The organism is Nocardioides montaniterrae, from assembly GCF_054782655.1.
On sequence record NZ_BAAGSB010000001.1, the window covers coordinates 584,681 to 610,887 of the forward strand.

At 70.7% G+C, this 26,207-nt stretch carries 26 protein-coding genes; 6 read left to right on the forward strand and 20 right to left on the reverse strand.

The window, feature by feature from the left end:
- Window positions 1–7: 7 nt before the first annotated feature.
- Window positions 8–928, forward strand: coding sequence for a LysR substrate-binding domain-containing protein (locus ACYVJ3_RS03110; RefSeq protein WP_460851021.1), 921 nt, complete (start codon window positions 8–10; stop codon window positions 926–928).
- Window positions 929–965: 37 nt separating this feature from the next.
- On the opposite strand, the gene ACYVJ3_RS03115 is transcribed toward ACYVJ3_RS03110, so the two are convergent.
- Genes ACYVJ3_RS03115 through ACYVJ3_RS03125 form a run of 3 tightly spaced genes read right to left on the reverse strand, consistent with a single transcriptional unit; the run spans window position 966 to window position 4,206 of the window.
- The gene (locus ACYVJ3_RS03115; RefSeq protein WP_460851022.1) at window positions 966–2,216 is read right to left on the reverse strand and encodes a DUF445 domain-containing protein; all 1,251 of its coding nucleotides are present in this window, start codon (window positions 2,214–2,216) and stop codon (window positions 966–968) included.
- Complete coding sequence (locus ACYVJ3_RS03120; RefSeq protein WP_460851023.1) at window positions 2,213–2,848, reverse strand: Abi-alpha family protein; 636 nt, start codon at window positions 2,846–2,848, stop codon at window positions 2,213–2,215. Before ACYVJ3_RS03120 ends, ACYVJ3_RS03115 begins: the two co-directional genes overlap by 4 nt.
- Window positions 2,848–4,206 carry a wax ester/triacylglycerol synthase family O-acyltransferase gene (locus tag ACYVJ3_RS03125; RefSeq protein WP_460851024.1) on the reverse strand — a complete coding sequence of 453 codons (1,359 nt, stop codon included), beginning with the start codon at window positions 4,204–4,206 and terminating at the stop codon, window positions 2,848–2,850. The genes ACYVJ3_RS03120 and ACYVJ3_RS03125 overlap by 1 nt, the downstream gene beginning before the upstream one ends.
- Window positions 4,207–4,260: 54 nt before the next feature.
- Here ACYVJ3_RS03125 and ACYVJ3_RS03130 point away from each other — a divergent pair, with 54 nt between their 5' ends.
- Complete coding sequence (locus tag ACYVJ3_RS03130) at window positions 4,261–5,043, forward strand: alpha/beta fold hydrolase (RefSeq protein WP_460851025.1); 783 nt, start codon at window positions 4,261–4,263, stop codon at window positions 5,041–5,043.
- On the opposite strand, the gene ACYVJ3_RS03135 is transcribed toward ACYVJ3_RS03130, so the two are convergent.
- From ACYVJ3_RS03135 to ACYVJ3_RS03180, 10 genes are read right to left on the reverse strand one after another with little or no spacing between them, the layout of a single operon-like run.
- Complete coding sequence (locus ACYVJ3_RS03135) at window positions 5,033–6,079, reverse strand: LLM class F420-dependent oxidoreductase (RefSeq protein ID WP_460851026.1); 1,047 nt, start codon at window positions 6,077–6,079, stop codon at window positions 5,033–5,035. The genes ACYVJ3_RS03130 and ACYVJ3_RS03135 overlap by 11 nt on opposite strands.
- 34 nt (window positions 6,080–6,113) lie before the next feature.
- Entirely contained in the window at window positions 6,114–6,851 is a 738-nt protein-coding gene (locus ACYVJ3_RS03140; protein ID WP_460851027.1) for a hypothetical protein, read from the reverse strand.
- Between the two features lie 11 nt (window positions 6,852–6,862).
- Complete coding sequence (locus tag ACYVJ3_RS03145) at window positions 6,863–8,020, reverse strand: MCE family protein (protein WP_460851028.1); 1,158 nt, start codon at window positions 8,018–8,020, stop codon at window positions 6,863–6,865.
- The gene (locus ACYVJ3_RS03150) at window positions 8,017–9,231 is read right to left on the reverse strand and encodes an MCE family protein (RefSeq protein ID WP_460851029.1); all 1,215 of its coding nucleotides are present in this window, start codon (window positions 9,229–9,231) and stop codon (window positions 8,017–8,019) included. The genes ACYVJ3_RS03145 and ACYVJ3_RS03150 overlap by 4 nt, the downstream gene beginning before the upstream one ends.
- Window positions 9,228–10,370, reverse strand: a complete 1,143-nt coding sequence (locus ACYVJ3_RS03155) for an MCE family protein (protein WP_460851030.1) — start codon at window positions 10,368–10,370, stop codon at window positions 9,228–9,230. The genes ACYVJ3_RS03150 and ACYVJ3_RS03155 overlap by 4 nt, the downstream gene beginning before the upstream one ends.
- On the reverse strand, window positions 10,367–11,395 hold the full coding sequence (locus ACYVJ3_RS03160) for an MCE family protein (protein WP_460851031.1): 1,029 nt from the start codon (window positions 11,393–11,395) through the stop codon (window positions 10,367–10,369). Before ACYVJ3_RS03160 ends, ACYVJ3_RS03155 begins: the two co-directional genes overlap by 4 nt.
- Window positions 11,395–12,411 (reverse strand): MCE family protein, encoded by a 1,017-nt coding sequence (locus ACYVJ3_RS03165; protein ID WP_460851032.1) that lies wholly within the window; start codon window positions 12,409–12,411, stop codon window positions 11,395–11,397. The genes ACYVJ3_RS03160 and ACYVJ3_RS03165 overlap by 1 nt, the downstream gene beginning before the upstream one ends.
- Window positions 12,408–13,484: an MCE family protein gene (locus ACYVJ3_RS03170; protein ID WP_460851033.1), complete on the reverse strand. Its 1,077-nt coding sequence runs from the start codon at window positions 13,482–13,484 to the stop codon at window positions 12,408–12,410. Before ACYVJ3_RS03170 ends, ACYVJ3_RS03165 begins: the two co-directional genes overlap by 4 nt.
- Window positions 13,484–14,323, reverse strand: coding sequence for an MlaE family ABC transporter permease (locus ACYVJ3_RS03175; protein WP_460851034.1), 840 nt, complete (start codon window positions 14,321–14,323; stop codon window positions 13,484–13,486). Before ACYVJ3_RS03175 ends, ACYVJ3_RS03170 begins: the two co-directional genes overlap by 1 nt.
- A 12-nt stretch (window positions 14,324–14,335) precedes the next feature.
- Window positions 14,336–15,103: an MlaE family ABC transporter permease gene (locus ACYVJ3_RS03180; RefSeq protein ID WP_460851035.1), complete on the reverse strand. Its 768-nt coding sequence runs from the start codon at window positions 15,101–15,103 to the stop codon at window positions 14,336–14,338.
- 142 nt (window positions 15,104–15,245) lie between these two features.
- On the opposite strand from ACYVJ3_RS03180, the gene ACYVJ3_RS03185 reads away from it, so the two are divergent.
- Entirely contained in the window at window positions 15,246–16,043 is a 798-nt protein-coding gene (locus ACYVJ3_RS03185; RefSeq protein ID WP_460851036.1) for an SDR family NAD(P)-dependent oxidoreductase, read from the forward strand.
- Here ACYVJ3_RS03185 and ACYVJ3_RS03190 read toward each other — a convergent pair.
- On the reverse strand, window positions 16,028–17,569 hold the full coding sequence (locus ACYVJ3_RS03190) for a DHA2 family efflux MFS transporter permease subunit (protein WP_460851037.1): 1,542 nt from the start codon (window positions 17,567–17,569) through the stop codon (window positions 16,028–16,030). The genes ACYVJ3_RS03185 and ACYVJ3_RS03190 overlap by 16 nt on opposite strands.
- Window positions 17,570–17,664: 95 nt before the next feature.
- On the opposite strand from ACYVJ3_RS03190, the gene ACYVJ3_RS03195 reads away from it, so the two are divergent.
- The gene (locus ACYVJ3_RS03195) at window positions 17,665–18,321 is read left to right on the forward strand and encodes a TetR/AcrR family transcriptional regulator (RefSeq protein ID WP_460851038.1); all 657 of its coding nucleotides are present in this window, start codon (window positions 17,665–17,667) and stop codon (window positions 18,319–18,321) included.
- Window positions 18,322–18,324: 3 nt separating this feature from the next.
- On the opposite strand, the gene ACYVJ3_RS03200 is transcribed toward ACYVJ3_RS03195, so the two are convergent.
- Both ACYVJ3_RS03200 and ACYVJ3_RS03205 read right to left on the reverse strand, forming a co-directional pair.
- Complete coding sequence (locus ACYVJ3_RS03200) at window positions 18,325–19,281, reverse strand: MaoC family dehydratase (RefSeq protein ID WP_460851039.1); 957 nt, start codon at window positions 19,279–19,281, stop codon at window positions 18,325–18,327.
- Window positions 19,278–20,153, reverse strand: coding sequence for an HpcH/HpaI aldolase/citrate lyase family protein (locus tag ACYVJ3_RS03205; protein WP_460851040.1), 876 nt, complete (start codon window positions 20,151–20,153; stop codon window positions 19,278–19,280). The genes ACYVJ3_RS03200 and ACYVJ3_RS03205 overlap by 4 nt, the downstream gene beginning before the upstream one ends.
- A gap of 73 nt (window positions 20,154–20,226) precedes the next feature.
- Between ACYVJ3_RS03205 and ACYVJ3_RS03210 the strand changes: the two genes are divergently transcribed.
- Together ACYVJ3_RS03210 and ACYVJ3_RS03215 are read left to right on the forward strand one after the other, a co-directional pair.
- The gene (locus ACYVJ3_RS03210) at window positions 20,227–21,402 is read left to right on the forward strand and encodes an acyl-CoA dehydrogenase family protein (RefSeq protein WP_460851041.1); all 1,176 of its coding nucleotides are present in this window, start codon (window positions 20,227–20,229) and stop codon (window positions 21,400–21,402) included.
- 31 nt (window positions 21,403–21,433) lie between these two features.
- Entirely contained in the window at window positions 21,434–22,063 is a 630-nt protein-coding gene (locus ACYVJ3_RS03215) for a TetR/AcrR family transcriptional regulator (RefSeq protein ID WP_460851042.1), read from the forward strand.
- A gap of 106 nt (window positions 22,064–22,169) precedes the next feature.
- On the opposite strand, the gene ACYVJ3_RS03220 is transcribed toward ACYVJ3_RS03215, so the two are convergent.
- The 4 genes from ACYVJ3_RS03220 to ACYVJ3_RS03235 form a co-directional block, all read right to left on the reverse strand.
- The gene (locus ACYVJ3_RS03220; RefSeq protein ID WP_460851043.1) at window positions 22,170–23,423 is read right to left on the reverse strand and encodes an NAD(P)/FAD-dependent oxidoreductase; all 1,254 of its coding nucleotides are present in this window, start codon (window positions 23,421–23,423) and stop codon (window positions 22,170–22,172) included.
- Window positions 23,420–23,617, reverse strand: coding sequence for a ferredoxin (locus ACYVJ3_RS03225; RefSeq protein WP_460851044.1), 198 nt, complete (start codon window positions 23,615–23,617; stop codon window positions 23,420–23,422). Before ACYVJ3_RS03225 ends, ACYVJ3_RS03220 begins: the two co-directional genes overlap by 4 nt.
- Window positions 23,618–23,729: 112 nt before the next feature.
- Window positions 23,730–25,034 carry a phytoene desaturase family protein gene (locus tag ACYVJ3_RS03230; protein WP_460851045.1) on the reverse strand — a complete coding sequence of 435 codons (1,305 nt, stop codon included), beginning with the start codon at window positions 25,032–25,034 and terminating at the stop codon, window positions 23,730–23,732.
- Between the two features lie 12 nt (window positions 25,035–25,046).
- Complete coding sequence (locus ACYVJ3_RS03235) at window positions 25,047–26,207, reverse strand: acyl-CoA dehydrogenase family protein (RefSeq protein WP_460851046.1); 1,161 nt, start codon at window positions 26,205–26,207, stop codon at window positions 25,047–25,049.

A 26,207-nucleotide genomic window follows, 5' to 3' on the forward strand; every position in this document is an offset into this window, starting at 1 on the left:
AGCGGTGATGCTCGACGTACGCCGCCTCAAGCTGCTCCGCGAGCTGTCGGTGCACGGCACGCTCGCCGCGGTCGCCGAGGTGCTGCACCAGAGCCCCTCGTCGGTCTCGCAGCAGCTGTCCGTGCTGGAGCAGGAGGCGAAGGTGCCACTGCTGCGCAAGGCCGGCCGCCGGGTCGAGCTGACGCCGGCGGGCATCCTGCTGGCGGAGTACGCCGACCGCATCCTGGCGCTGATCGACGAGGCGGAGGCGAGCCTCGCCCGGTCGGCCGACGAGGTCGTCGGCACGGTGCACGTCGCCGCGTTCCAGTCGGCCGCGCTGGCGTTCATGCCCCAGCTGCTGGCGACACTGGCCGCCGACCACCCTCGTCTGGACGTCACGATGTCGCAGCGGCTGCCCGAGGAGGCGCTGCTCGAGGCGCGGTCGCGGTCGGGCGGCCTCGACCTGGTCATCGCGCAGCAGTACCCCCACCACCCCGCTCCCCTGCACCCTGACCTCGACCGCGTTCCGCTGACCCGCGACCGCCTCCGGCTCGCCGTGCCACCGACCGGCGAGCAGTGGGACCGGATCACCGACCTGTCCAGCGCGGCGGAGGCACCCTGGGCGATGGAGCCTCGGGGTGCCGCGTCGCGCGCGTGGGTGGAGCACGTCTGCCGGGACGCGGGCTTCGAGCCCCAGGTGCGTTTCGAGACCGACGACCTCGAGGCGCACATCGCCCTGGTCGAGTCGGGCAACGCGGTGGTGATCCTGCCCGAGCTGATGTGCGTGCGGCGGCCGCCGCACGTCCGCTGGATCGACCTTCCCGGTGACCCGCGCCGCGAGGTCTTCACCTCCACCCGCGCGCCCCTGGCCGCCGCGCCGCCCATCACCGCGTGCCGTACCGCGCTGTCGAGCATCGTGCCGGCCGAGCTCGAGGTGGCCGAGCGCTGAGCGGCTGCGCCAGCAGGTCAGGCGGGCCACGTCGACCTCAGGCGCCGCCGAGCCGGGTGACGACCTCGACCTGGAGCTCACCGACGGCGAAGCCGAGGAGGGCGCCGACGCTGATCATGAGCCACTCGTCGTCCTTGAAGATCGGGCGCATGATGCCCTCGAACTGCTCGGGGGTCAGCTGGGCCATCTTCGAGGCGAGGACGTTCTCGACGTCGAGCACCTCGGCGGCGTACCTCTCGACCTCGGGCATCGAGCGCACCATCGCCAGCGTGCGCTGGGCGACGATGCGCTGCATCTCGCGGTAGCGGTCGGTGCCGACGCCGATCTGCAGCAGCGGCCGCGCGGGACCGAGCTGGCGACGCAGCTCGTCGGCAACCTCGCGCTGCACCAGGGCGAAGAGGCGGTCCGAGCCGCTGCCGTCGAGCAGCGCGGCGATGAGCGCCGACGGCTCGAAGAGGTCGGCGGCCATGATCCGGGCGTAGTCACGGGTGATCTGGTCGCGGTTGGCGTGCAGCACGCCCTGCCAACGTACGCCGAGGACCCGACGCGGCGACTGCGGTCGGAACAGCAGGGTCAGGGCCAGCCAGTCGCTGAAGAACCCGGTCACCAGGCCGAACGCCGGCATGATCCAGACCTTGTGCAGCACCGCCCAGGCGACCGTCTGCACGACGCCGATGCCGAGCCCGAAGACCAGGCCGGTACGCCGCAGGAACAGCATCGAGGCGCCCGCGGTCTCCCGCATCATCGTGTTCAACCGTGCCTTGTGCTCGACGAGCGTGCTGACGGTGAGGTGGTGGATGTCGATGTAGCGGTCGGGCTCGGCACGGACCTCGGCGAGCAGTCGATCCACGACGGCCGGCGCGCGGCCACGGATGCGCGTGATCACGCCATGGCGTACGCCGAGCGGCAGGGCGTCCCAGCCGCCGGGGGCCATCAGGTCGACCACCTCCCGCGCGACCTCGTCGACCGCATGGGTGAGCGGCTCGCGCAGGGCCTCGACCGCGTCGGCACCGTCGATCTTCTCGAGCATGTCCTCGACCTTGAGCAGGTTCTCGGTGAGCAGCTCGATGGTGACCGCGGCGACCTTGCCGGCGCGGCGCGGCACCAGGCCCTGCCAGCCGATCGGGCCGATGCCGACGAACTGCATCGGCCGGTAGAGCATCTCGATCGCCACGATCTTGGTGACGTAGCCGATCGCCGAGGCGATGAACGGCATCGAGGCGTAGACGTACCAGTGCGCGGAGAGGTCGGCCCGGATCTCCGGCCACGCCACCAGCAGCGGGATCACGACGTGCCGCCGTCTCCCGCGACCCGCAGCACCAGCTCGCCGAGCGGCGCGACCTCCAGGCCGTAGCGCCGGGTGACCGGCGCGCGACCCGCGTGCCGCCCGGCCCGCAGGACCGCGAGGACGCTCGGCTCGGCCATCAGGATCTCGAGCTCCTGGTCGTGGCCGGCACGCAGCTCGGTCTCGGCGACCAGCCCGAAGGAGCGCAGGCGGGCCAGGTAGGTCGGCGTACGGTCCAGCAGGGCGACCCCGGCGCGGCGGCCGAGCAGGCTCGCGCCCACGATCGCGTCGATCCCACCGCGCGAGCGCGGGACGACATCGACAGCCGCGACCCAACCGGCACGCGCCAAGGTCGTCAGCAGCCGGGCCTCGTCGGGCACCAGCTGCAGCAGCAGCGCCAGGGCGAGTGCCTCCTCGGCCTCGGCGCTGCTCTGGTGCAGGGCCTTCTCCTGCAGGGCGGCCAGGACGACGGCAGCGCCCCCCTCACGCGCCGCGGGACGGCGTACGACGGAAGCGGGCTCGTCGCCCACAGGAGGGAGCAGCATCCGCTGGCCCTCCTGCTCCACGCGGATCGCGGCGCGCAGCAGCGCCCCCGGCGCGGCGAGGAGCGGCCTGATCGCGTCGCCGGGGCCCATCAGCGTGCGACGGCCTTCTCCAGGTCGCTCAGCGCCTGGTCGAGGTGGACCAGGATCCGCTGCAGGCTGGGCAGCGCCTTGCGGTCGCCGACGATGCCGAAGTTCATGTTGCCGGCGTACTTGCTCATGGTGATGTTCATGGCCTGCGCCTCGGAGATCATCGAGACCGGGTAGATGTCGGTCATCTCCGCGCCGTTGTAGTAGAGCGGGAAGTCCGTGGCCGGCACGTTGGAGATGATCAGGTTGAACGGCTGCCGCGGCAGCGCGGTGATGCCCGTTATCGACGAGATGATCGCGCCGCCCATGATCAGCTTGCTGACCGCGAGGATCTCAGCGGCCGACATGGCGCCGTACCGCTCCTTGGCCGCGCGGGTCTGGTCGCAGATCGAGCCGAGCCGGGCGACGCCGTCGTCCTCGGTCGTCCGGAGGTCGCAGAGCATCGCCCCGAAGGCGTTGCCACCCGCGGCACCGACGACGGCGTCCTTGTGGCGCACGGAGACCGGCACCATGGCGACCAGCGAGCGGTCCGGCAGCAGGCCGAGCTCGTCGAGGTAGCCGCGCAGCGCCGCGCCGCACATGGCCAGGCCGACGTCGTTGACCGTGCCGCCCGCGGCCGAGGCGACGGCCTTCATCCGCTCCAGCGGCCACTTGTCGCCGGCGAAGCGGCGGGCGCCGCCGACCTTGACGTTGAGCGGCGACGGCGGCGCCTCGAACGGCAGGTGCGCGTTGAGGTCGCGCGACATCTCGACGAGCGAGCCGACCGCGCCCACGGACCGGGTCAGCGGTGCGAGCGCGTGGCGGACGCTGCGGGCACGCTGCGGCACCGACGGAGCCGGCGCATCCTCCCCCGCCCAAATCGGGCGGCAGTCGCGCCGCTGCGGGTCCGGCGACAGGCTGCCCAGCACGTGCTTGGCCAGCGACATGCCGTCCAGGATCGCGTGGTGGGTCTTGAGCGCGGTCGCGTAGCGACCGTCCTCGAGACCTTCGTAGATGTGGAGCTCCCAGAGCGGGCGGCGGCGGTCGAGCGCGACGCCGTGCTCGATGGAGACCGCCTCGAGCAGCTCCCGCACACGTGCCTTGCCCGGCAGCGCCGATCGGCGTACGTGGTGGTCGAGGTCGATCTCCTCACCGTCGTGCCAGCGGTACGTCGACGGCGAGGCCAGCGAGCGCCCGGCCCGGCGGCGGAACGGCTCCTTGAGGTCGTCGGCGGTGAGGAGCTCCTGGTAGAGCGACTCGATCCACTCCGCCGCGTCGACATCGGCCGGCGGCCGCCACAGCTGGAGGGCAACCACCTGTGCCGGACGGCCCTGGCCCTCGCCGAGCAGGAACATGGCGTCGTTGATCGCGATGTTCGACATCGCGCACCTCCATCAGGAACGAAACATAAGTTGAGTTATGTTATGGTCTGCGTCATGCATCCGCAAGAGCCCGTGCTCCTCCTGCACGGCATGGGATGCGGGCCCTGGGTGTGGAGCGAGGTCGCCCTCCACCTGCCCCACCTCGACCTCATCCCCGCGACGATCGCGGGGCACCGCGGCGGCACACCGCTGGAGAAGGACCTCTCGCGGCCCGCGACCGAGCGGATGGTCGACGACCTCGAGCGGCTGCTCGACGAGGCCGGGCTCGACCGCGTGCACGTGGTCGGCAACTCGCTCGGCGGCTGGCTGGCGCTGCGGCTGGCCGAGCGCGGCCGCGCGCTGTCGGTGCTGTGCCTCGCCCCTGCCGGCGGCTGGCTCCCCGGCACCGGCGACGAGCGCAACCTGCTGGGCCGCTTCGCGCTGGGTCGCCAGGTCGCCCGCCGGCTCGACCGCTTCCCCACGATGCTGGCCACGGGCGCCGTACGCCGGGCCGTGATGCGCCCCGTCGTGGAGCACCGCGAGGCGTCGGACCTGAGGACCGCACGCGCCTTCGTCCGTGACCTCGCGAACTGCGACGCGCTGGAGATCGCGATCGGCGACAAGCAGGTGCGCTACATGAGCCCGATCGGGCCGCTCGACGTGCCAGCCACCATCGTGTGGTCCGAGTACGACCGGGTGCTGGACGGGCCATGGGCGCAGATGCGCTACGAGTACCTGCCGTTCCGCACCGAGGTCCTGCGCGGGGTCGGGCACATGCCGATGCTCGACGACCCCGCGGCGGTGGCGGCGCTCATCGACCGGCAGGTCAACGAGCACCGCCGCGCGGCTACCGCTTGAGGATGCCGGCCAGGGTCCGGACGTGCTCGACCCGCTCGTCGGTGGAGGTCGCGAGCGGGTTCAGCATCAGCGTGCGTACGCCGGCGGCCGCGAACTCCGCCACCTGCCGCTCGAGATCGGCGTCGTCGCCCATCAGCGAGACGGCGCGCCACAGGTCCTCGGGCACCGCCGCCGCAGCGGCCTCCTTCTGGCCGGACAGGTAGAGGTCCTGGATCTGCGCCGCCTCGGTCTCGTAGCCGTAGCGGCAGGCCAGCTGGTTGTAGAAGTTCTTGTCCCGCGCCCCCATGCCACCGATGTAGTGGGCCAGCTGTCCGCGCACGGCCTGCACCGCCTCGGGCGTCGGCTCGCCGGCGAAGAAGTTGAGCTGGAGCTGGATGTCGAGCTCGCCCAGCTCGGGCGAGCGCCGGGCCAGGCCGGCGGCGAGGGACTCGCCCCACGCCTTCTGCGCCAGCTGCGGGTGGAAGAAGATCGGCTGCCAGCCGTCCGCGACCTCGGCGACGAGCTCGACGTTCTTGGGACCCAGGGCGGCCACCGAGATCGGGATGCTCGGCCGCACGGGGTGGTTGATCAGCTTGAGCGGCTTGCCGAGCCCGGATCCGCCGTCCTCCTTGGTCATCGGCACGGTGTAGTGCTTGCCGCGGAACTCGACCGGCTCACGACGCCACACCTGGCGGCAGATCTCGATCACCTCACGCGTGCGGCCGAGCGGGGCGTCGTACTTGACCCCGTGGAACCCCTCGATGACCTGGGGCCCGGAGGCACCGAGGCCGAGGTTGAACCGGCCGTTCGAGACGTAGTCGAGCCCGGCGGCGGTCATCGCGGTCAGCGACGGCGTACGCGAGTAGATCTGGAAGATCGCCGACATCAACTGCAGCTTCTCCGTGCGCGCCGCGAGGTAGCCGAGCTGGCTGACCGCGTCGAAGGAGTAGGCCTCCGCCACGGCGACCAGGTCGAGCCCCGCCTCCTCGTAGCGGACCAGGAGGTCGGCCGCGTCGGCGAAGCCGCCGGTGTGGTCCATGATCATGCCCAGGCGCATGCGACTGCCTTTCGTGTTGCGGGTTGGGGAAGGGTCAGGCAGGTACGCCGGCCAGGTCCTCGGCCTCGAGACGGTTGGCCGCCTGCCAGGTGAGCCGGGTGGCGAGCAGGGTGAAGACGAAGAACTCGACGAAGACCAGCCAGAAGCTGATGCCGCCCTGCCAGGCGAACAGGCCGTTCTTCACGAACGGCATCACCGTGAGCGGGACGTAGCAGGCGGCGGTGAAGAGGGCGACGTACGCGAACCAGCGCGGGTAGAGCCCGGGGTTGCGGTGGTCGCGCAGGATCGCGACCGCGAGGGCCACGCTCTGCAGCGCCGAGCAGACGAATGTGGTGTCGAAGAACATCCAGCCGAAGTCGTACAGCGTCTGCACGGTCTCGGCCGAACGGTGCTCGACGCGGAAGGCGGCGGTGATCCAGATCGTGGCCGGCGTGAAGGTGACCAGGCCCGTGAGCAGGCCACCGATCATCTGGATGTTCGCGAGCGTGCCCATCGGGCCCTCGATCCGCCCGATCACCTTGCTGATCGCCACGCTCCACGTCACGTAGAACGGACCGGCCAACGCCATCATCACCATGCCGGCGGTCAGGCCAGTCTTGTGCGCCACGAAGTAGCCGTGGATCGCCTGGGCGCTCCAGCCCTCCCCCGGCGGCGGCCAGAAGCCCGCGCACACCGCGAACCCCAGCAGCCCGAAGCCGACGTAGCAGCCCACGAGCGCGAGGCTGATGCGCAGCGTCGCGTAGTCACCGCGGATCTGGGCAGCTCTGGTCATCGGCGCGCTCCTCAGCACTTCGTCGCGTCGCCCTCACGGCGCGCGGGGTCCAGCGGACACGGGATGTTGCGCACGCCGCGGACGTCGCGCGGGTCGGAGTGCGACTCGGTGCAGTAGACCAACGGCGTACGCCGCGGCGCCGTGTCGCTCGGCATGGTCCACCTCGACGCCGGGATGAAGCCCTTGGTGCACTCGGGCGGGTCCATCAGGTTCGACAGCGTCAGCCGGACCATCGCGTCCGAGCCGCTGCCGAAGGTGACGGACTGGACCCGGCTCAGGGTCTCCGGGTAGTCGCTGAGCAGCTGCTCGAGGGCCGGGTTGTAGATGAACAGGGTGCGCAGGACCGGGTTCGTGGCAGCGCTCAGCGGCGGCAGCTGGCGGCCGAGCTGGTCGATGAAGCTGACCGTGGTGCCGGTGAACGACGGACCGTCCTTCAGCAGCGCCCGGATGTCGCCGTCGCCCGCGCGGAGCTCGGCGGTGACCTGGTCGAGGTTGTGGCTGAGGTCGGCGATCTGCGGTGCGTGGCTGTTGATCATCGAGAGGACCGGCTCGGCGTCGCGCAGCAGCGCCTTGGTCGGAGCCAGGTTCCGCGAGGCCGTGTCGATCAGCGCCGAGGAGTCGTCGAGGATCGACTGCAGGTCGCCCGCGCGACCGCTGAGGCCCTGGTCGGTCTCGCTCAGCAGCGCGTTGAGCTTGTCCTGGTCGAGGCTCTTCACCAGGGCGTCGACGTGGTCGAGCACCGGCCCAATCTCGATCGGATAGCTCGTGCGCGAGACCGGGATGACGTCGCCGTCCGCGAGCACCGGCCCGGCGGCCGATCCCTGAGGCGTGAGGGCGACGTACTGCTCGCCGACGGCGGACCGGCTGTGGATCGCCGCGATGACACCGGACGGCACCGAGGTGTCGTCGGTCAGCTTGAGGTCGGCCACGACGTGGTCGCCGTCGACCTCGAGCGAGTCGACCTTGCCGATCGGGTGGCCGAGATAGGTGACCTCGGCGCCGCTGTAGAGCCCCGCGGCCTGCCGGAAGTCGGCACGCACGTGGTAGCGACCGATGCCCAGCTGCTCGGGCACGCGGAGAAAGGTCATCGCCAGCACGACGATGCCGACCACCGAGAGGATCGCGAACGCGACCAGCTGCTTCTTGATGAGTGCCGAGGCGCCCTTCATCGTCCACCTCCGAGGAGTCCGCCGAGCACCGAGGTCAGGCCGGTCGACGAGCCGGAGGGCGAGGGCGAACCCGACCTCGTGCCCGACTGCGTCGTGGCCTGCCCGCCGCCCAGCAGCGGCGTGAGCAGCCCGCCCCCACCACCGGTGAGCGAGTCGAAGAGCTTGGTCAGGTCGAGACCGGGAAGCCCGGGTACGCCGATCCCGCCACTGGGCGTGGTGAAGCCGTTGACCAGCGCGGTGTTGGTCAGGTCGAGGGTGAGGTCGAGGTTGCAGTAGTCGCCGCGGCAGACGTTCTGCACGGTCTCCGGCGCGAACGGGAAGGTGATCGCGAACCCGAGGCCCCGCACCAGGCTGGGCCCGGCCTTCTGCAGGGCGACCAACGCGGGCTGGAGGTCCTTGAGGTCACCGATCAGGTCGCCGCGGACCCGGTCGACCAGCGGCGTCGCGACCCCGCTGAGGCGGGTCAGCGACGTGAGCGCCTTGGTGAGGGCGGGCCGGTTGCGGGAGAGCACCTCGACCGCCGGACCGAGCTGGGCCAGGGCGTCGTCGATGACCTTGTGCGAGCCGTCGAAGCGCTTGGCCAGGGTGTTCATGTCCCGGATCGCGCCGAGGATCTGGCTCCGCTGACCGTTGAGCGTGCCGACGAAGGAGTTGAGGCGTGGCAGCAGGTCCGCGACCGCGTGGTCGTCGCCCCCGAGCACCTTGTTCAGCTCGCGGGTGATCGTGCTGACCTGCTCGAGCCCGCCTCCGTTCAGCGCGACCGACGCGGCCGAGAGCACCTGCTCGGTCGAGGGATACGCGTGACCGCGGCTGAGCGGGATGGTCGCGCCGTCGGCGAGCTGGCCCTGGGGTCGCGCAGGGGCGTCGAGCTCGACGTACGCCGCCCCGAGGAGCGTGTTGACGCCGACGCGGGCCAGGGCGTTGGCGGGCACGGTCGTGCCGGGCTCGAGGCTGAGCTCGGCGCGCGCGTGCCAGTCGACGACCTTGATCGAGGTCACCGAGCCGACGGCGATGTCGCCGACCTTGACCTGGGCGTTCGGCGTCAGCGTGCCGACGTTCGGCAGGTCGACGGTGACGTGGAGGGCGTGGGAGCCGGTGCCCTTGGCACCGGGCAGCACCATCTGGTTGATCCCGCCGAAGGAGCAGCCACTCAGGACCATCGCTCCGGCGCTCGCCGCGGCGGCCGCACGGACGGCTCGGGAGAGGTTCACTGGAGGCCTCCCATCAGCAGCAGGAGCGAGGTGAGGGTCTGCTGTGCCTGCGGGGTGTTGCCGAGCCCGTCGAGCAGGTTGCCGATCAGGTTCGAGCAGAGCTTCTCGGTGGCCGCACCGCTGGTGCCGGCCGCGCCACCGATGGCACCGCAGATCAGCTGGCCCGGCGAGTGGATGTTGGCGGCGTGCAGGTCGACACCGACCGCGTTCTGGCGCTGGTGGTAGGACTCCGTGAGGTTCGCCAGCGCGTTCGGGGCCGCGTGCAGGATCTGCGCGAGGTCGCCCTGGTGCCGGTTGACCAGCTGCATGATGTCGGTGAGCCGGGTGAGCGACGTACCGATCCGCTTGCGGTGGGTCCGCACGAACGTCTCGACGTCGCCGACCGCCACCCCGAGGCCCTTCAACGCGGTCCGGACCAGGTGCCGGTCGGAGGACAGCAGCTGCGAGACCGAGTCGAGCCGCGCGATGAACTGGCCGGTCTGGGTGTCGCTCCGCCGCATCGCCGCGGAGAAGACAGCCAGGTTGCGGACCGTCCCGAACGCGTCGTCGCTGCCCGAGTCGAGGACGCGGATCGCGGAGGCGAGGTCTGCGATGGTCCGGTTCAGCCGGCCGCCCTCGCCCTTCATCGCGTCGGCACCGGCGCCGATCAGGTCGTTGAGCGCGCCGTCGCGGTTCGCGCCGTTCGGTCCGAGCGCGGTCACCAGGTCGTTGAGCTGGCCCTTGATGGCGTCCCACTCGACCGGCACCGAGGTCCGCGCGAGGGGGATCGTCGCGCCGTCCTGCAGCGTGGGGCCGCCGGCGTACCTCGGCGCGAGCTGGATGTAGCGGCTGCTCACCAGCGACGGCGCGACCACGACGGCCTTGGCGTCGGCCGGCAGCACGACGTCGCCGTCGACGTGCAGCTTGACCTCGACCTTCCCGTCGACGGGCTTGATCGAGTCGATCTTCCCGACCGGTACGCCGAGGACGCGAACCTCGTCGCCGGCGTAGATCCCGTCGGTCGAGGAGAAGTACGCCGTGACGTCGGTGCGCTGGCTCCGGTCGAAGGTGAACGCGCCCAGGAGGGCGACGACCAGGGCGAGCGGCACCAGGACCCGGAGCCTGCTGGACGTGACGAGGCCACGCAGACCTGTACTCATCGATTGACCCCCTTGAGCGTGCCGAGCTGTCCCAGCGGGTTGAAGCCGAACGACCGGAGGTCGGGCGAGAGCATGTTGCCGGGCAGGACGTTCTGGAGGTACGCCGTGAAGAACGGCCCGGAGCCGACGACCTCGCCGAGGCCGGTGACGTAGACCGACAGCCCGCGCAGCGCGGCGTCGATGTTCGACTTGTTCGTCTGCAGCGTGCCCAGGACCTTGTTGAGGCCGTCGAGCGCCGGCGCGAGTGCCTTCTGGTTGTCCTTGACCAGCCCGTCCAGCGAGTTGGTCATCGCCGTGATGTTGGCGAGCAGGTGCGCGATGTCGTTGCGGCGCTTGAGCAGCGCCGCGAAGAACACGTTGCCGTCGCGGACCAGCTGGGTCATGTCGCCGCTGCGGTCGGCGAGCAGCTTGCTGAACTGCCGCGCGTTGCCGAGCAGGCTGCGCAGGGCGCCGTCGCGGCTGGCCACGACGGCCGAGATCCGGCTGACGCCGGTCAGGGCCGAGCGCAGCTCGGAAGTCGAGCCGCGCACGGTCGAGGCCACCGTCGTCAGCGCCTGCGCGACCTTGGGTACGTCGATCCGGGCGGTCTTCTGCTGGAGGTCGGACAGTGCGTCGGTGACGTCGTACGGCACGGAGGTGCGAGCCATCGGGATGGTCGACCCTGCGGCGAGGGCGCCGCTGCCGGCAGGCGTGAGCTGGAGCGCCTTGTCGCCGAGGACGGTCTGCACGCTGACCTTCGCCGACGTCTGGTCACCGAGGGTCACGTGGCCGTCGGTGATGGAGAAGTCGACCAGGACGCCAGGGCCAGACAGCTTCACCGTGCCGACCCGGCCGACCTGGAGCCCGCTGACGCGGACCGGATCGCCCTGCTTGAGGCCGGCGGCCTCGGGCAGCATCACGCTGTAGTGGCGGCCGAACGCGTCGACGATCCCGTTGATGTTGAGGACCACCAGGATCGTGGCGACCAGCCACACGACCACGACCACACCGAGCGGGAGCGGGTTGCGCTCACGGAACATCATCATCAGTTGCACCGTTCCTGCGAGCTGCGGACAGCGGGCGTCATGATCGGCCTGCCACCCGGACCGGAGATCTTGAGCTGGACCGAGCAGAGGTAGAAGTTGAAGGTCGAGGCGTGCGACCCGACCCGGTCGAGCACCTGGTAGGCCCCGGGCAGCGAGGCCAGCACCTTGTTGAGCGTCGCCGTGTTGGTGTTGAGCAGCTTCGCGAGCCGGTCGACGGCGATCACGGTCGAGTGGAACGGCTGGCGCACCTGCTGGAAGAGGCCCGCGAGACGCTCGGTCATCCGGTTGATCGACACCACCGAGGTGCTGATCGGGTCGCGGTCCTTGGCCAGGCCGGAGACGAGGCGCTGGAACTGGGTGATGGTCTGGCGCAGCTGGGTGTCCCGCGAGTTCACGTGGCCCAGCAGGCTGTCCAGGTGGCTGATCAGCGCGGTGATCACCTTGCCGTCGTCGGCCAGCCCGTTGGTCAGCGACGCGGTCTGTCCGAGCAGTGACTGGACCGTCCCGCCCTGGCCCTGCAGGGTCTGGATCAGGTTGGTGGCGAGCTCGTTGACCTGGGCCGGCTGGAGCCCGCGGAACAGCGGGTGGAAGCCGTTGAGCAGGACGTCGAGGTCGAGCGCGGGCGTCGTACGGCTCGCGGGAATGGTCGCGCCGTCAGCGAGGGCGGTGCCGCCGGCTCCCGGCTGCTGCAGCTCGAGGTAGCGATCGCCGAGCAGGTTCTCGTAGCGGACCAGGACCTGGGTCCGGTCGGTGAGGTGCTGGTCGGCGTCGACGTGGAAGTCGACCTCGACCGCGTCGTGGGCGGCGATGTGGACCCCGTCCACCTGCCCGACGCGTACGCCGGCGACGCGGACCAGGTCGCCCGAGGACAGGCCGCTGACGTCGCTCATCATCGCGTGGTAGCTCGTGCTCGAGCCCAGGCGGATCTGGCCGAGGGTCAGGTAGAGGAGCGCGAACATGACGGCGCCGGCGAGGCCGAAGATCGCGAGCTTGATCGCGGGACCGGTGATCTTCACTGGACCGGCCCCCGCTCCGGGTAGGGGATCTGGCTGGTGCTGAGCCGCGGGAGCGCGGCGCAGTCGGGGCCGCGTCCGTGCGGCAGGCCCGGCAGGTCGCGCGGGACCGTGTACTTCGGCAGCTTGGAGCGGATGCTCACCAGCGCGCGGAGGCCGGGCGTCGTACCGCCGATCACCTTGGCCATCTCGGCGCGCGTGTTGTCGATGCCCTGGAACAGGCAGGGCAGCTCGGTCGAGTAAGCGTGCAGCGTGGCGGCCGAGGGACGCAGCGTGCGCAGCATGGTGGCGAGCGCGTCGCCGTTCGCGCCGAGCACCTTCGCGCCGTGCTCGCCGAGGACCGACAGGTCGACCAGCAGCTGGGTCACGGCGGCCTCGTTGGTGTTGACCGTGTGGGCGGTGACGGTGGCGTTGCGCAGGATCGAGAGCAGCGCCGGCGAGATGCGTACGCCGAGCCGCGCCAGCTGTGCGACGCCCAGGAGGTCGCGCCGCAGCTGCGGGAGCGCGGGCTGGAGCGCGGTCAGGTAGCGGTCGGCCTTGGCGGCGACTGCTGCGATCTGGTCGCCGCGGCCCTCGAGGGTGCTGGAGAGGACGGACAGCGTGGTGTTGAGACCGGTGACGTCCAGCCCGCCGAGAACGCGGTCGAGCTGGTCGAAGACGGTGTTGACCTCGACGGTCACTCCACCGGCCCGGACCGTGCCGCCGTCGGCGAGGTGCCCGCTCGCCCCCGTGGCGGGCGGGACCAGCTCGACGTACTTGGCTCCGAAGACGGTGGTCGCGCGGATCTGCGCGCTGGCGTTGGCGGGCACCTGGCCGATCTCGTCGCGGTCGATGTCCAGGACGATCACGGCCTTGCCGCCCTCGAGCCGCACCGAGCCGACCCGGCCGATCTCGACGCCGCGCAGCTTGACCTTGTTGCCGGCATCCATGACCAGGCCCGCGCGGTCGGTCGTGAGCGTGACGTGCGCCGGGTGCGTGAAGGCGCGGTTGTAGAGCGCGGCGGTGAGCGCGAACGCACCGACGACCACGAGGGTCAGGCCGATGCCGGCGATCCGGGTCAGGTTCTTGTTCATCATCAGCCCGCCAGGTGGAAGGTGTTGACGTTGGCGTAGATGGCCATGCCGATGAGCAGGTTGACGATCATCACGCCGCTCAGAGAGGCGCGGACCGAGCGGCCGACGGCCTCGCCGACACCGGCCGGGCCGCCGCTGGCCGTGTAGCCGTAGAAGGTGTGGATCAGCATGATCACCACGACCATCCCGAGCACCTGGATGTAGGAGAACACGATGTCCAGCGGCTGCAGGTAGAGGAAGAAGTAGTGGGAGAAGTTGCCCTGGCCGACGTCGTAGAAGAAGACCAGCAGCAGGTAGTCGGCGAGGAAGCCGCCGAGGGTGGCGAAGACGTACAGCGGCGTGATCACGATCAGTCCGGCGGCGACACGGGTCGAGGCGAGGTAGGGCAGCGACGGGATCGCCATCACCTCGATCGCGTCGATCTCCTCGCTGATCCGCATCGCGCCGAGCTGTGAGGTGGTGGCCGCGCCGAGCGTGACCGCGAGCGCCACGCCCGCGAGCAGCGGTGTGGAGAGCCGAGCGGTGAAGAACGCCGCGAGCAGCGGGCTGAGCGAGCCGACGCCGATGCTCGAGGAGGAGTCGAAGCCCTGCGCGGCGGCGACCGCGCCGGCGAAGAAGGTGATCGAGGTGACGATGACCACCGAGCCGCCGACCATCGCGAGGGCGCCGGTGCCGGTGCCGAGCTCGGCGATCAGCCGGAAGACCTCGCCGCGGTGCTTGGTGACCGCGCGCGGCAGGTTGAGCAGGACGCGCGCGTAGAACAGGCCGTGGGCGCCGATGGCGTCGAGCGCCTTGGCGGGCCGCGAGGCGAGGTCCGCGAGGCGCGGGTTGGTGGTCGTCATGGGTCGCCCTGCCTAGAGAACCGCGAACTGGATGAGCGTGATGGTCAGGCTGACGGGCACCAGGACCGCGACGGTGATGACGACGGCCTGGTTGACGGCGTCGCCGACACCCTTCGAGCCACCGGCCACGTTGAGGCCGCGGTAGCAGGCGATGATCGCCGCGATCAGTCCGAAGGTGAACGCCTTGAACATGCTGACGCCGAGCTCGGGAAGGCCGGTGAACAGCGGGATGCTGGCGACGTACGCCCCGGGCGTGACGCCCTGGAGGTAGACCGAGAAGAAGAACCCGCCGGCCAGGCCGCCCGCGCAGATCAGCACGTTGAGCACGATCGAGACGAAGACGGCCGCCACGATGCGTGGCACCACCAGGCGCTGGATCGGGTCGATGCCGAGGACCTGCATGGCCGCGATCTCCTCGCGGATCGTGCGGGCGGCCAGGTCGGCGCACATCGCCGTACCTCCCGCTCCGGCGACCACGACGACCGCGACGAACGGGCCGATCTGCTGGACCGCAGCGATGCCCGCGATGCCCCCGGAGAGGTCGAGCGCGCCGAGGTCCTTGAGCAGCAGGTTGACCTCGAAGATCACCAGCAGCATGAAGCCGAGCATCACCAGGAGCGTCGGCACCAGGGAGACACGGGCGATGAACCAGGCCTGCGCGACGCACTCGCGCCACGAGAAGCGCTTGGTGAACAGGATGACGAGCGCGTCCAGCGTCATCGCCAGCACGTCACCCAGCGCGCGCGTCGGCTTCGCGACGCCGGCGACCAGGTTCGCCATGCTGTTCCCCCTTGCTTGCAACCGAGACCAAGTTTTTGAATCTGGATTAACGTAAGTTGACTTATGGCAGACTAGGCGTGGCGCTCGGAACGTGTCAAGCACCACGCTGGGAGCCACCGATCCCGCCCACGAAGGAGCACCCATGGACCTCGGACTCGCCCAGGCACGCGTCGTCATCACCGGCGGGGCGTCCAACATCGGGCGCGGCATCGTGCACGCGTTCGCCGCCGAGGGCGGCCGGATCGTGCTCTCCGACATCGACGGCGACCAGGCCGCCAAGGCGGCGGCCGAGGCCCTCGCGCTGGGAGCCGCGGCGGTCGAGGTCGTCGTGGGCGACCTGACGGTCGAGGGCGAGGCGCAGCGCGCCGCCGACGCCGCGATCACGGCCTGGGGCGGGGTCGACGTGCTCGTCAACAACGCCGGCTGGAGCGTCCCCGGCTTCATCGCCAAGAACACCGACCGCGACAACTGGCAGAAGACGGTCGAGGTCAACTTCTTCACCGCGATCGCCGCAACCCAGGCTGTGCTGGGCCCCATGCGCGAGCAGGGTCGGGGATCGATCGTGTTCATCGCCAGCGAGTCGGCCTTCGGCCAGATCCGCCAGGGCGTGTACGGCGCCACCAAGGCCGCCGTCGTGGCCCTCGCCCGCACCACCGCCCGCGAGCACGGCCGCCACGGCATCCGCTCGAACATCGTCTGCCCGGGACTCGTCGTACCGGACGGCCCGGACGCCGTCGGCGCCTCCAGCCTCTGGTCGGTCGGCAAGGACAACGTCTTCAACGACGACCAAGCGGCGTACCTGTTGAAGGACACGCCGCTCGGTCGCCTCACGTCGGCCGAGGACATCGCCGCCTCGGTGCTGTTCCTGGCCTCCGAGCGGATGAGTCGCCAGGTGACCGGGCAGCTGTTCAGCGTCAGCGGCGGCTACACGATGCCCTGAGCAGCGAGGATCTCGTCCAGCTCGTCGCCGGGCATGACCTCGAGCGGGTCGTAGCGGTCGGCCGGCAGGGCGACGAAGGACGCGACGGCACCGACCAGGCACAGGATGCCCACGACGGTGCAGGCCAGCCAGAAGCCGTCCAGGAATGCCCGGTCCACGATCGGGGCCAGGGCGGGGACCTTCTGCGCGACCGCGTGGGCGTAGCCGACGGAATCCGCGGCCTGCGTGGCCATCGAGCCGTGCAGGCGGTCGCCGGCCAGGGCGATCAGGCGGTCGGCGTACCTCGAGGAGAAGACCGACCCGACGATCGCGACGCCGAGGGTTCCGCCGAGCTCGCGGGTGGCGTCGTTGACGGCCGAGCCGACGCCGGCGCGCGACGGCGGGAGGACGCGCATGATCGACTCGGTGGCGGGCGCGGTGACCAGGCCGATGCCGGAGCCGAGGATCAGCATCTGCGGGATGACGACGTGGGCGTAGCTGATGTCGGTCTGCGACTGGGCGATCCACAGGAAGCCGGCGCCCATCAGGACCATGCCGGGCGTGACGACGTACCGCGTGCCGAGGCGGGGAGCGATCCGGCTGCCGATGATCGACGAGGCGGCGATCGCGAATGCGACGGGGAGGAAACGCACTCCGGTCTCCAGCGGGGTGTAGGTCCGCACGAACTGGAAGAACTGCGTGATCAGGAAGATGAAGCCGAACAGGGCGAAGAACGCGATCGTGACGGCTGCGCAGGCCGCGCTGAAGCGGCGGTCGGCGAACAGCGTCACGTCGATCATCGGGTGCGCGACGCGGCGCTCGACGAGGACGAACGTCAGCAGCAGCGCGGCGGCGATGCCGAAGCCGGTCAACGTCTGGGCGGAGCCCCAGCCCCGATCGGGAGCCTCGATGATCGTCCAGGTCAGCATGGCCAGCGCGGCGACCGAGATGACGAAGCCGGCGCGGTCGATCCGGGGGACCTCGGGGTCGCGGGACTCGGGGACGAACAGCAGCGTCAGCAGCAGGGCGCCGACGCTGATCGGGACCAGCGCACAGAAGATGCTGTGCCAGCTGTAGTGCTCGAGCAGGAACCCGCCCGAGACCGGGCCCAGCGCGACGCCGACACCGGACGAGGCGCCCCAGAGGCCGATCGCGGCGGCGCGCTCGCGCCGCTCGGTGAAGGTGTTGGAGATGATCGACAGCGTCGTCGGGAAGATGAGGGCGGCGAAGACACCCATCGCGACCCGCGCCGCGATCAGGGTGCCGCTGGAGTCGACCAGGGCGGCCGCGGCACTGCTGACCGCGAAGCCCCCGAGGCCGATCATCAGTGCGGGGCGGCGGCCGAAGCGGTCCGACAGGCTGCCCATCGCGAGCACCAGCGCGGCGAACGCGAGGTTGTAGCCGTCGACGATCCAGAGCAGGTCCTTGGTGCTCGCATGCAGCTGCTCGGCGAGGCTCGGGAGCGCGATGTTCACGATCATCGTGCCGATGTTGATGACCAGTGTCGCCAGACAGACGGTCAGGAGGATCAGCGTTTTGCGCGACATGGGCGCTCCTTGAAGTGGACGGTGTCAACATCCCAAAGGTGACATGCCATGTTGACGGTGTCAACTCTGACGCCGATCGGCGCTAGGCTCGTCGGGTGAGTGCATCGCCCTACCACCACGGCCGCCTGCGCGAGTCGCTGATCGAGGCCGCCGTCGCCGCCGTGCGCGAGAACGGCCACGAGGGACTCGCGCTGCGCGACCTCGCGCGCCGGGTCGGGGTGTCCCACAACGCGGCCTACCGCCACTTCGCCGATCGCGACGAGCTCGTCACCGAGGTCGCGGGGTGGGCGATGGAACAGCTCGTCGCGTCGATGGAGAAGCGGCTGGCCGGCGTACGGACGCGGGAGCCGGTCCTCCGGGCCCGCCGGCGCCTGGCCGAGACCGGGCGGGGGTACGTCGACTTCGCGCTCGCCGAGCCCGGCCTCTTCCGGCTGGCCTTCGCCTCCACGTCGGCCTGGCCGACGACGTGGCCCACGGCGGAGCGCGACCCGTTCGCGATCCTCAGCCACACGCTCGACGACCTGGTCGAGGTCGGCTTCCTCTCCCCCGAAGCCCGCGTCGACGCCGAGATCACCTGCTGGTCGGCCGTCCACGGGTTCTCGATGCTGCACACCGAGGGCGCCCTCCACGGCACCGACGCCAAGGAGCGCGACACGGCGCTCGATCGCGTGCTGATCGCGATCGACCGCTCGTACGCCGCCACCACGGGTGCCGAGATCGGGCCGGACGACCTGCGGGCGCGCCGTCGCTGATCCCTACGGATGCAGCGCGGCGAACCGCCAGTCGAGGACCGGTCGCTCGCCGTCGGCGATGACGACGACCCGCAGGTCGACGACCTTCCACTCGCCCACGTCGGTGATCGCACCGACGGCGATCTCGCTGGTCAGCGTGTCGCCCTCGCGGACCGGCCCGGTGTGGTCGCAGGACTCCCAGGCCAGCACGGTGGCGAGATCCGGGAGGGCGCGGAGGACCTGGGAGGCGGCGATCGAGATGGTGTGACCGCCGTACACCAGGCGCTCGCCCTGGGCATGCCGGTCGTGGTGCACGGCCGCGACGTTGAGGGTCAGCCGGGCCAGCTCGGGAGCGCTCGAGACGACGTCGCCGGAGGCGACCCGGAGCACCGCGCCGACGGCTGGCAGCGCCGAGCCCCGGGCGTACGCCGCGTGCGACCAATCGGGCACCAGGGCGTTGACGTCCACCGACCCGACACCGATCGCGTCGAGGTCGTCGGCATGGCCGGTCGGCGCCGCGCCCGGGCTGAGCGGGATCATCGCGCACCGGTAGAAGTCGAGGACCGGCCTGGCGTGCTGGTCCACGGTCCGCATGTGCAGCGCAGCCAGACCGGTGGCGTCCCGGCCCTCCCGGCGCCGGTTCTCGCGCAGGCCGACCACGGCCGTGGTGGTGCGGAGCGTGTCACCGATCGCGGGCTGCCGGAGCAGCGCCAGGCGCCGGTAGAAGAGATTGGCGCGCACGCGCTGGGTGGCGACGGTCGACTGGCCGATGGCGAGGTTGGTGACGAGCATCGGGCCGGCGAGGACGGCGCCGGCCACCTGACGGGAGAGGTCGTCGTCGAGACCGAGTCGCCAGCGGTCCCCCACGATCGCCTGGTGCACGGCCACTCTTCCCTCGGTCAGCGTGCAGCCCGGGGCGTGGTCGAAGACCTGGCCGACCTCGAGCTCGTCGAACCATGGGCCCGCGACGTCGATGCTCATGCCACCACCCGCCCCAGGACCCGGCGGGCGTCGCGCGCCATCGCCTCGTCGACCAGTGCTCCGTCGACGACCCCGGCGCCCCTGCCCTCGGCGGCAGCCGCCGCCAGTGCGGCGAGCACGCGCTCCGCGTGGTCGACCACCTCGGCGCTCGGGGTGAGGGCGGCGTTGACGGCCGACACCTGACGGGGATGGATCACCCACTTGGCGTCGAACCCGAGGACGGCCGCGTGGCCCACGTCGGAGCGGAACGCCTCGTCGTCGGCGACCCCGAGGTACGGACCGTCGACGGCGGCGATCCCGGCCGCGCGGGCGTAGAGCACCACCGCGTCCCGTACGCCGGCCCACGACTCCGGACCCGCGCCACGGGCGCGACCTAGGGAAGCGGCCAGGTCGGCGTACCCCACGATGACGGAGGTCAGCCGGTGCACGTCACCGACGATGTCACGCAGGCCGACGATGCCGGTCGCCGTCTCCACGAGGGCCTGGACGCCGAGCGGGACCGTGCGGCCGAGCTCCGCCTCGAGGCCCGCCAGCAGGCGCTCGACGAAGCCGACGTCGGCACGGCTCTCGACCTTGGGCACCACGACCGATCCCACCGCGGCAAGGCCCGCGACGGCCTCGAGGTCGCGGTGGCACCAGGGGGACCCGGGGGCGTTGACCCGCACCGCGACCGCAGCCGAGGAGTCGGCCGACGACCAGTCGAAGGCGACCAGCGCGGCCCGAGCACGGTCCTTGTCGGCGTACGCCACCGCGTCCTCGAGGTCGATGACGACCTCGTCGGCGCCGGCGGCGAGTGCCTTGCGCAGCTTGTGGTCGTCGCCGGCGGGGACACACAGCGAGGAGCGCCGCGGCGCGACGTTGACGTTCTGCATTCTTTTAATCTACGTTAAACTTTGCAGGACGGGCAACACCGTTCGACGTCGGATCCCCACGGAGGCGAGCACCATGGCGGCACTGTCAGCAGAGGAGCGCGAGATCGTCGCGCTCGTGCGCGACTGGATCGACCGCGACGTGCGCGGCAACGTGCAGGAGCTCGAGCACGCCAACACCTACCCCGAGAAGTGGATCGAGCAGATGAAAGAGCTCGGCATCTACGGGCTCGCCATCCCCGAGCCGTACGGCGACGTCGCCGTCTCGATGCCCTGCTACGTCGAGATCACCGCCGAGCTGGCGCGCGGCTGGATGAGCCTGGCCGGCGCGATGGGCGGCCACACCGTCGTCTCCAAGCTGATCCTGGCCTTCGGCACCGAGGAGCAGAAGCAGCGCTACCTGCCCCGGATGGCGACCGGCGAGCTCCGCGCGACGATGGCGCTCACCGAGCCCGGTGGCGGCTCGGACCTCCAGGCGATGAAGACGTCGGCCAAGGTCTCGACAAGCTCGACCACCGGGGAGCCCGAGTACGTCGTCAACGGCTCCAAGACCTGGATCAGCAACGCCCGCCGCTCTGGCCTGATCGCGCTGCTCTGCAAGACCGACCCGACCGCGCAGCCGCGGCACAAGGGCGTCTCCATCCTGCTCGTCGAGCACGGCCCCGGCCTCGTGGTCTCCCGCGACCTGCCCAAGCTCGGCTACAAGGGCGTCGAGAGCTGCGAGCTCGCCTTCGACGACTTCCGCACCCCGACCTCCTCGCTGCTCGGCGAGGTGGAGGGCGAGGGTTTCGCCCAGATGATGCGCGGCCTCGAGACCGGCCGGATCCAGGTGGCCTCCCGCGCGCTCGGCGTCGGCCAGGCGGCCTTCGACGACGCGCTGTCCTACGCGCAGCAGCGCGAGAGCATGGGCAAGCCGATCTGGCAGCACCAGGCCGTCGGCCACCGACTCGCCGACATGGCCACCAAGCTCACCGCCGCCCGCCAGCTGGTCCTCCACGCCGCGGAGAAGTACGACGCCGGCGAGCGCTGCGACATGGAGGCCGGCATGGCCAAGCTCTACGCCTCCGAGATCGGCATGGAGCTCGCGCTGGACGCCGTACGCATCCATGGCGGGTACGGCTACTCCACCGAGTACGACGTCGAGCGCTACTTCCGCGACGCCCCGCTGATGATCGTCGGTGAGGGCACCAACGAGATCCAGCGCAACGTCATCGCCGGCCAGCTGGTCAAGCGCGGCGGCCTCGGCCGCTGACCTCCGATGAATCCTGCTTAGAATCGCGCCCATGGCGAGGAAGCCGACGAGCACCGTCGAGACCCAGTCCGAGAAGGACAAGAAGTCCGCGCGCACGCGGACGCGCATCCTCGACGCCGCGGCGGAGGTGCTCAGCAAGCGCGGGTACGCCGGCACGCGACTGAGCGACGTGGCGAAGGTGGCCGAGCTGCAAGCGCCGGCGATCTACTACTACTTCCCCTCGCGCGAGGACCTCATCGAGGAGGTCATGTGGACCGGCCTCGCCGACATGCGCGCCCACCTGACGGCCGAGCTGGACAAGGCGCCGGCCGACGCTTCCCCGATGGACCGGATCCTGATCGCCGTCGAGGCCCACCTGCGCCACGAGCTCGCGATCTCCGACTACACCACAGCCGCGATCCGCAACGCCGGCCAGCTGCCGGACAGCATCCGTGAGCGCCACGACGCCGAGGCGAAGAAGTACGGCTCGGTGTGGCGCGACCTGTTCAAGGCGGCCGCCGAGGACGGCGAGCTCCGCGACGACCTCGATCCCTACCTCGCGCAGATGCTGGTGATGGGCACGATCAACTGGGCCGCCGAGTGGTGGCAGCCTAACCGCGCGACGATCGACCGGGTCGTCGCCAACGCCCAGTCGTACGTCCGCGGCGCGCTGACTCCCTGACGTCCGATGCCGGAACGCAGCACGTCGTCCGGTGACAGGGTCGGGGTGTCACCGGACGACGTGGCGTTGGCCGATCGGGTGGCTCGTCCCGTGGCCGCGCCGGCACTCAGAGGCCGGCGAGCTTCTCCTCGTGGCCCTTGCGCCGGTTCTCGGCGAAGGCGAGGGCGTCCTCCCACGAACCGCCCTTCATGATCTGCACGCGGTACTTCATGATCTCGGTCTGCCCGTTGACGGTCAGGGCGCCGATCAGGCGGTCGCCGCGGCGGTAGAGCGCCAACCAGCGCGAGCCGCCGGCCGGGTCGCCGTCGACGAGCCGGACCTCCTCGGCGTCGGGCGAGCCGACGAACTGGATCCGTACGTCGTACCAGTCGGACCAGAAGTAGGGCACCGTGCCGTAGGGCTTGGCGTTCTCGGGGTCGAGCGCGTTGCGGGCGGCGGCCGCTCCCTGCTCGGCGGCGGCGGTCCAGTTCTCCATCCGCTGGCGTTCGCCCATGGTCGGGTTGACCCAGTGGGCGACGTCGCCGGCGGCGTACACGCCGTCGACCCCGGTCCACAGCGTCTCGTCGCAGAGGATGCCGTTGTCGATGGTCAGGCCGGAGCCCTCGAGCCAGCCGACCGACGGGATCACACCGATGCCGACGACCACCAGGTCGGCCGGGATCTCGGTGCCGTCGGCGAGGACGACGCGCTCGACCTTGCCGTCACCCTCGATCGCCCGGACGCCGACGCCGCAGCGCAGCTCGGTGCCGTTCTTCTCGTGCAGGGCGGCGATCGCCGCACCCATCTCGTGGCCGGTGGCGCGGACCAGCGGGGTGGGCAGCGCCTCGATGATGGTCGCGGACAGCCCGCGCTTGCGCGCGGTCGAGGCGACCTCGGAGCCGATGAAGCCGGCGCCGATGACCACGGTGCGGGCACCGGCCTCGAGCGCGTCGCGCACGGCCAGCGAGTCGTCGAGGGTGCGCAGGGGATGCACACCCGCGAGGCCCTCGGCCCCCGGCAGCAGGCGGGGGTGGGCGCCGACGGCGATGACGAGCGCGTCGTACGCGATCTCCTCGCCGCCGGCCGTGAGGACCTTGCGCTCGGTGTCGAGCGCGGTCGCCCACGTGCTGAGTCGTACGTCGACCGCGAGCTCGGCGCGCAGCGTCTCCTCGTCGCGGAACCACGGCACCTCCGGCAGCACGCCGGCCTCGTCGGCCGCGCCGAGGAACGCCTTGGAGAGCGGCGGCCGATCGTAGGGGAGGTGGTCCTCCCCGCCGACCAGGACGATCTCGCCGTCGAAGCCGGTCTTGCGCGCCGCCTCGACGGCCCGGAGGCCGGCGAGGGAGGCGCCGACGACCACGAGGCGACGCTGGTCGGTCATCGCTCGATGATCTTCAGCGCCTCGGTCGGGCAGCCGGCGACGGCCTCCTCGACACCCTGCAGCTCGTCGTCGGAGATGTCGTCCTTGAGGACGAGCAGCTCACCGTCGTCGTTGACCTCGAAGAAGTCGGGGGCCAGCGACTCGCAGATGCCGAGCCCGGTGCACTTGTCGAAATCGACGCTCACGCACTTCATCTTCTTCTCCGATCGGGGTGGATGACCTGGGGTTCTTCGATCACCATAACTCAACTTATGTTCTGTTGGCGAGGGGATGCCCGGGTCTTTTTAGCTGGATTAGATTTTTGCCTCAGCCGGCGGCCGGCGCGTACGCCGCGGTGATCTTGCCGACGATGATCTCGGCGGTCTCCGCGCAGGCGGTGGTGCCGCCGTTGGCGTACTCCTTGACGGCGTCGCCGACGTTCCACAGGCCCGCGAACGGGGTGTCGTGGGACATGTCGAAGCCGGCCACGGCACGCTGCGGCGGCCAGCCGTCGCGGGTGGTGACCTTGCTGAGGATCCGCGCCCGCTCGTCGAAGCCGGGGATCGTCTCGCGCAGGTCCTCCATCAGCAGGGCGTACTCCGCCTCCTCGTCGAAGTCGCCGACGGACGGCTTCGGGACGGCGGTGCCGACGTACAGGTTCCAGCCCTCGGGGGCCATCTCCGGACAGGTGTCGGTGAAGTTCGCGATGTAGGCCAACCGGCGCGAGGTCGCGAAGCTGAGCATGCCGGGCGCGTCGATGAGACGCTCCTGGCTGGCGAAGTTGACCGTGATCATGGCGGTCGGGCGGTCGTTGCGCTTGACCTCGTCGGCGTATGCCGGAGGTACGTCGGCGCCCTGCAGCAGCTCGAGCGTGGCCGCCGGGCCGATGTTGCTGACCACGACAGGTGCGTTGATCGCGGTGCCGTCGGCGAGCACGACACCGGTGACCTTGTCGCCGTCCAGGACGATCCGGGCGACCTCGGTGGAGAGGCGCACCTCGCCGCCGTCACGCTCGACGACCTCGGCAAGCCGCTTCCAGATGCCGATGGTGCCCTCGGGGTGGAAGCCGAAGCGCTTGAAGGCGCTCTTGCGGGTGAAGTAGGTCAGGAAGACCTTGGCCGGGAGGTCCTCGGAACCGACCGCGAAGACGGAGGCCGCCATGTTGCGGAAGATGCCGTGGACGCCCTCGTTCTTCGTGTAGCGCGAGACCCACTCCTGCAGGGTCATCTGGTCCTCGGGCAGGCCGTCGTCCTTGCGGGCCGCGCCGATGCCGCCGACGAGCTTGGCGCCCTGGCGGGTCAGCTTCTGGAGCAGGAAGCCCCAGCCGCCGCCGGTGACGTCGACGTCCTTGCCCTTGATCCGGTAGAGGATCGGCGGGCTCGGCTCGCGGATCTCGAACGGCGCGCCGACCTCCTCGCAGGTGCGCTGCGTGATGCCGCCGCACTCGATGACGATGGCGCCGTCGTTGACCTTGAAGCCGTCGACATCGGTCGTCGACGCACGCCCGCCGACCTTGTCGAGCCGCTCGACGACGAGCGTCCGGTAGCCCTGGTGCTGCAGCCGGGCGGCGGTGAAGAGACCGCCGGCGCCGGCGCCGATGACGATCGCGTCGAACTCGTTGGGGTTGCTCATGGGATCTCCTGATCAGTAGGACCGCGGCAGGCCGAGCGAGGTCTGCGCGACGAAGTTGAGGACCATCTCCCGGCTCACCGGGGCGGTGCGCATGAGGCGGGTCGTGAACCAGAGCTCGGAGAGGCCGTACTCCTGGGTCAGGCCGTTGCCGCCATGGGTCTGGATCGCCTGGTCCAGCGCCTTCAGGGCGGCCTCCGCGCCGACGTACTTGGCGATGTTGGCGGCCTCGGCGACGCCCGGGTCGCCCTGGTCGTAGAGGCGGGCCGCGTGCTGGGTGGCGAGCCGGCTCACCTCGACGTCGATGTGGCAGGCGGCGAGCGGGTGGGCGACGCCCTGGTGCTGGCCGATCGGGACGTCCCAGACCTGGCGGGTCTTGGCGTAGTCGGCGGCCCGCTCGACGGCGTGCCTCCCGACACCCCCGGTGATCGCGCCGACCAGGATCCGCTCGGGGTTGAGCGCGGCGAAGACCTGGCGCAGGCCGTCGCCGGCGTTGCCGACGAGGGACTCTGCACCGACGCGGACATCGTCGAGGAAAACGCTGAACTGCTTGTCCGGCGACACGATCGAGGTCGGGATCGGCTGGTAGGAGAAGCCTGCTGCGTCGGTCGGGACGACGAAGATCGAGAGCCGCTTCCTCTCCGGCGTCGAGAGGTCGGCGTCGCGGGCGACGAGCAGGATCGCGTCGGCCTGGTCGAGCGCGGAGATGAAGGTCTTCGAGCCCTTGAGGACCCAGCCGTCGCCGTCCTTCCGCGCGGTGGTGCCGAGCTCGTGGCTGTTGGAGCCGGCGTCGGACTCAGTGAGGCCGAAGGCGATCTTCCTGGTGCCGTCGGCGATGCCGGGCAGCCATTTCTGCTTCATCTCCTCCGAGCCGTACGCCGCGAGGATCGACCCGATCATCGCCGGCGAGATCACCCACACGAGCATGGGCATGCCGTGCGCGGAGAGCTCCTCGACCACGACGACGGCCTCCTGCATGCCGCAACCACCGCCGCCGTACTCCTCGGGGAGGTGGACGCCGAGCAGTCCGGCCTGACCCAGCTCCCTCCAGAGCTCGGAGATGTCCTCGCCCGCCCGGGAGCGCTCGAGGAAGTACTGCTGGTCGTAGCGCGCGCAGATCTTCTGCACGCTCTCGCGGATCGCGCGGTGGTCGTCGGTGTCGTGGATCAGGCCCAT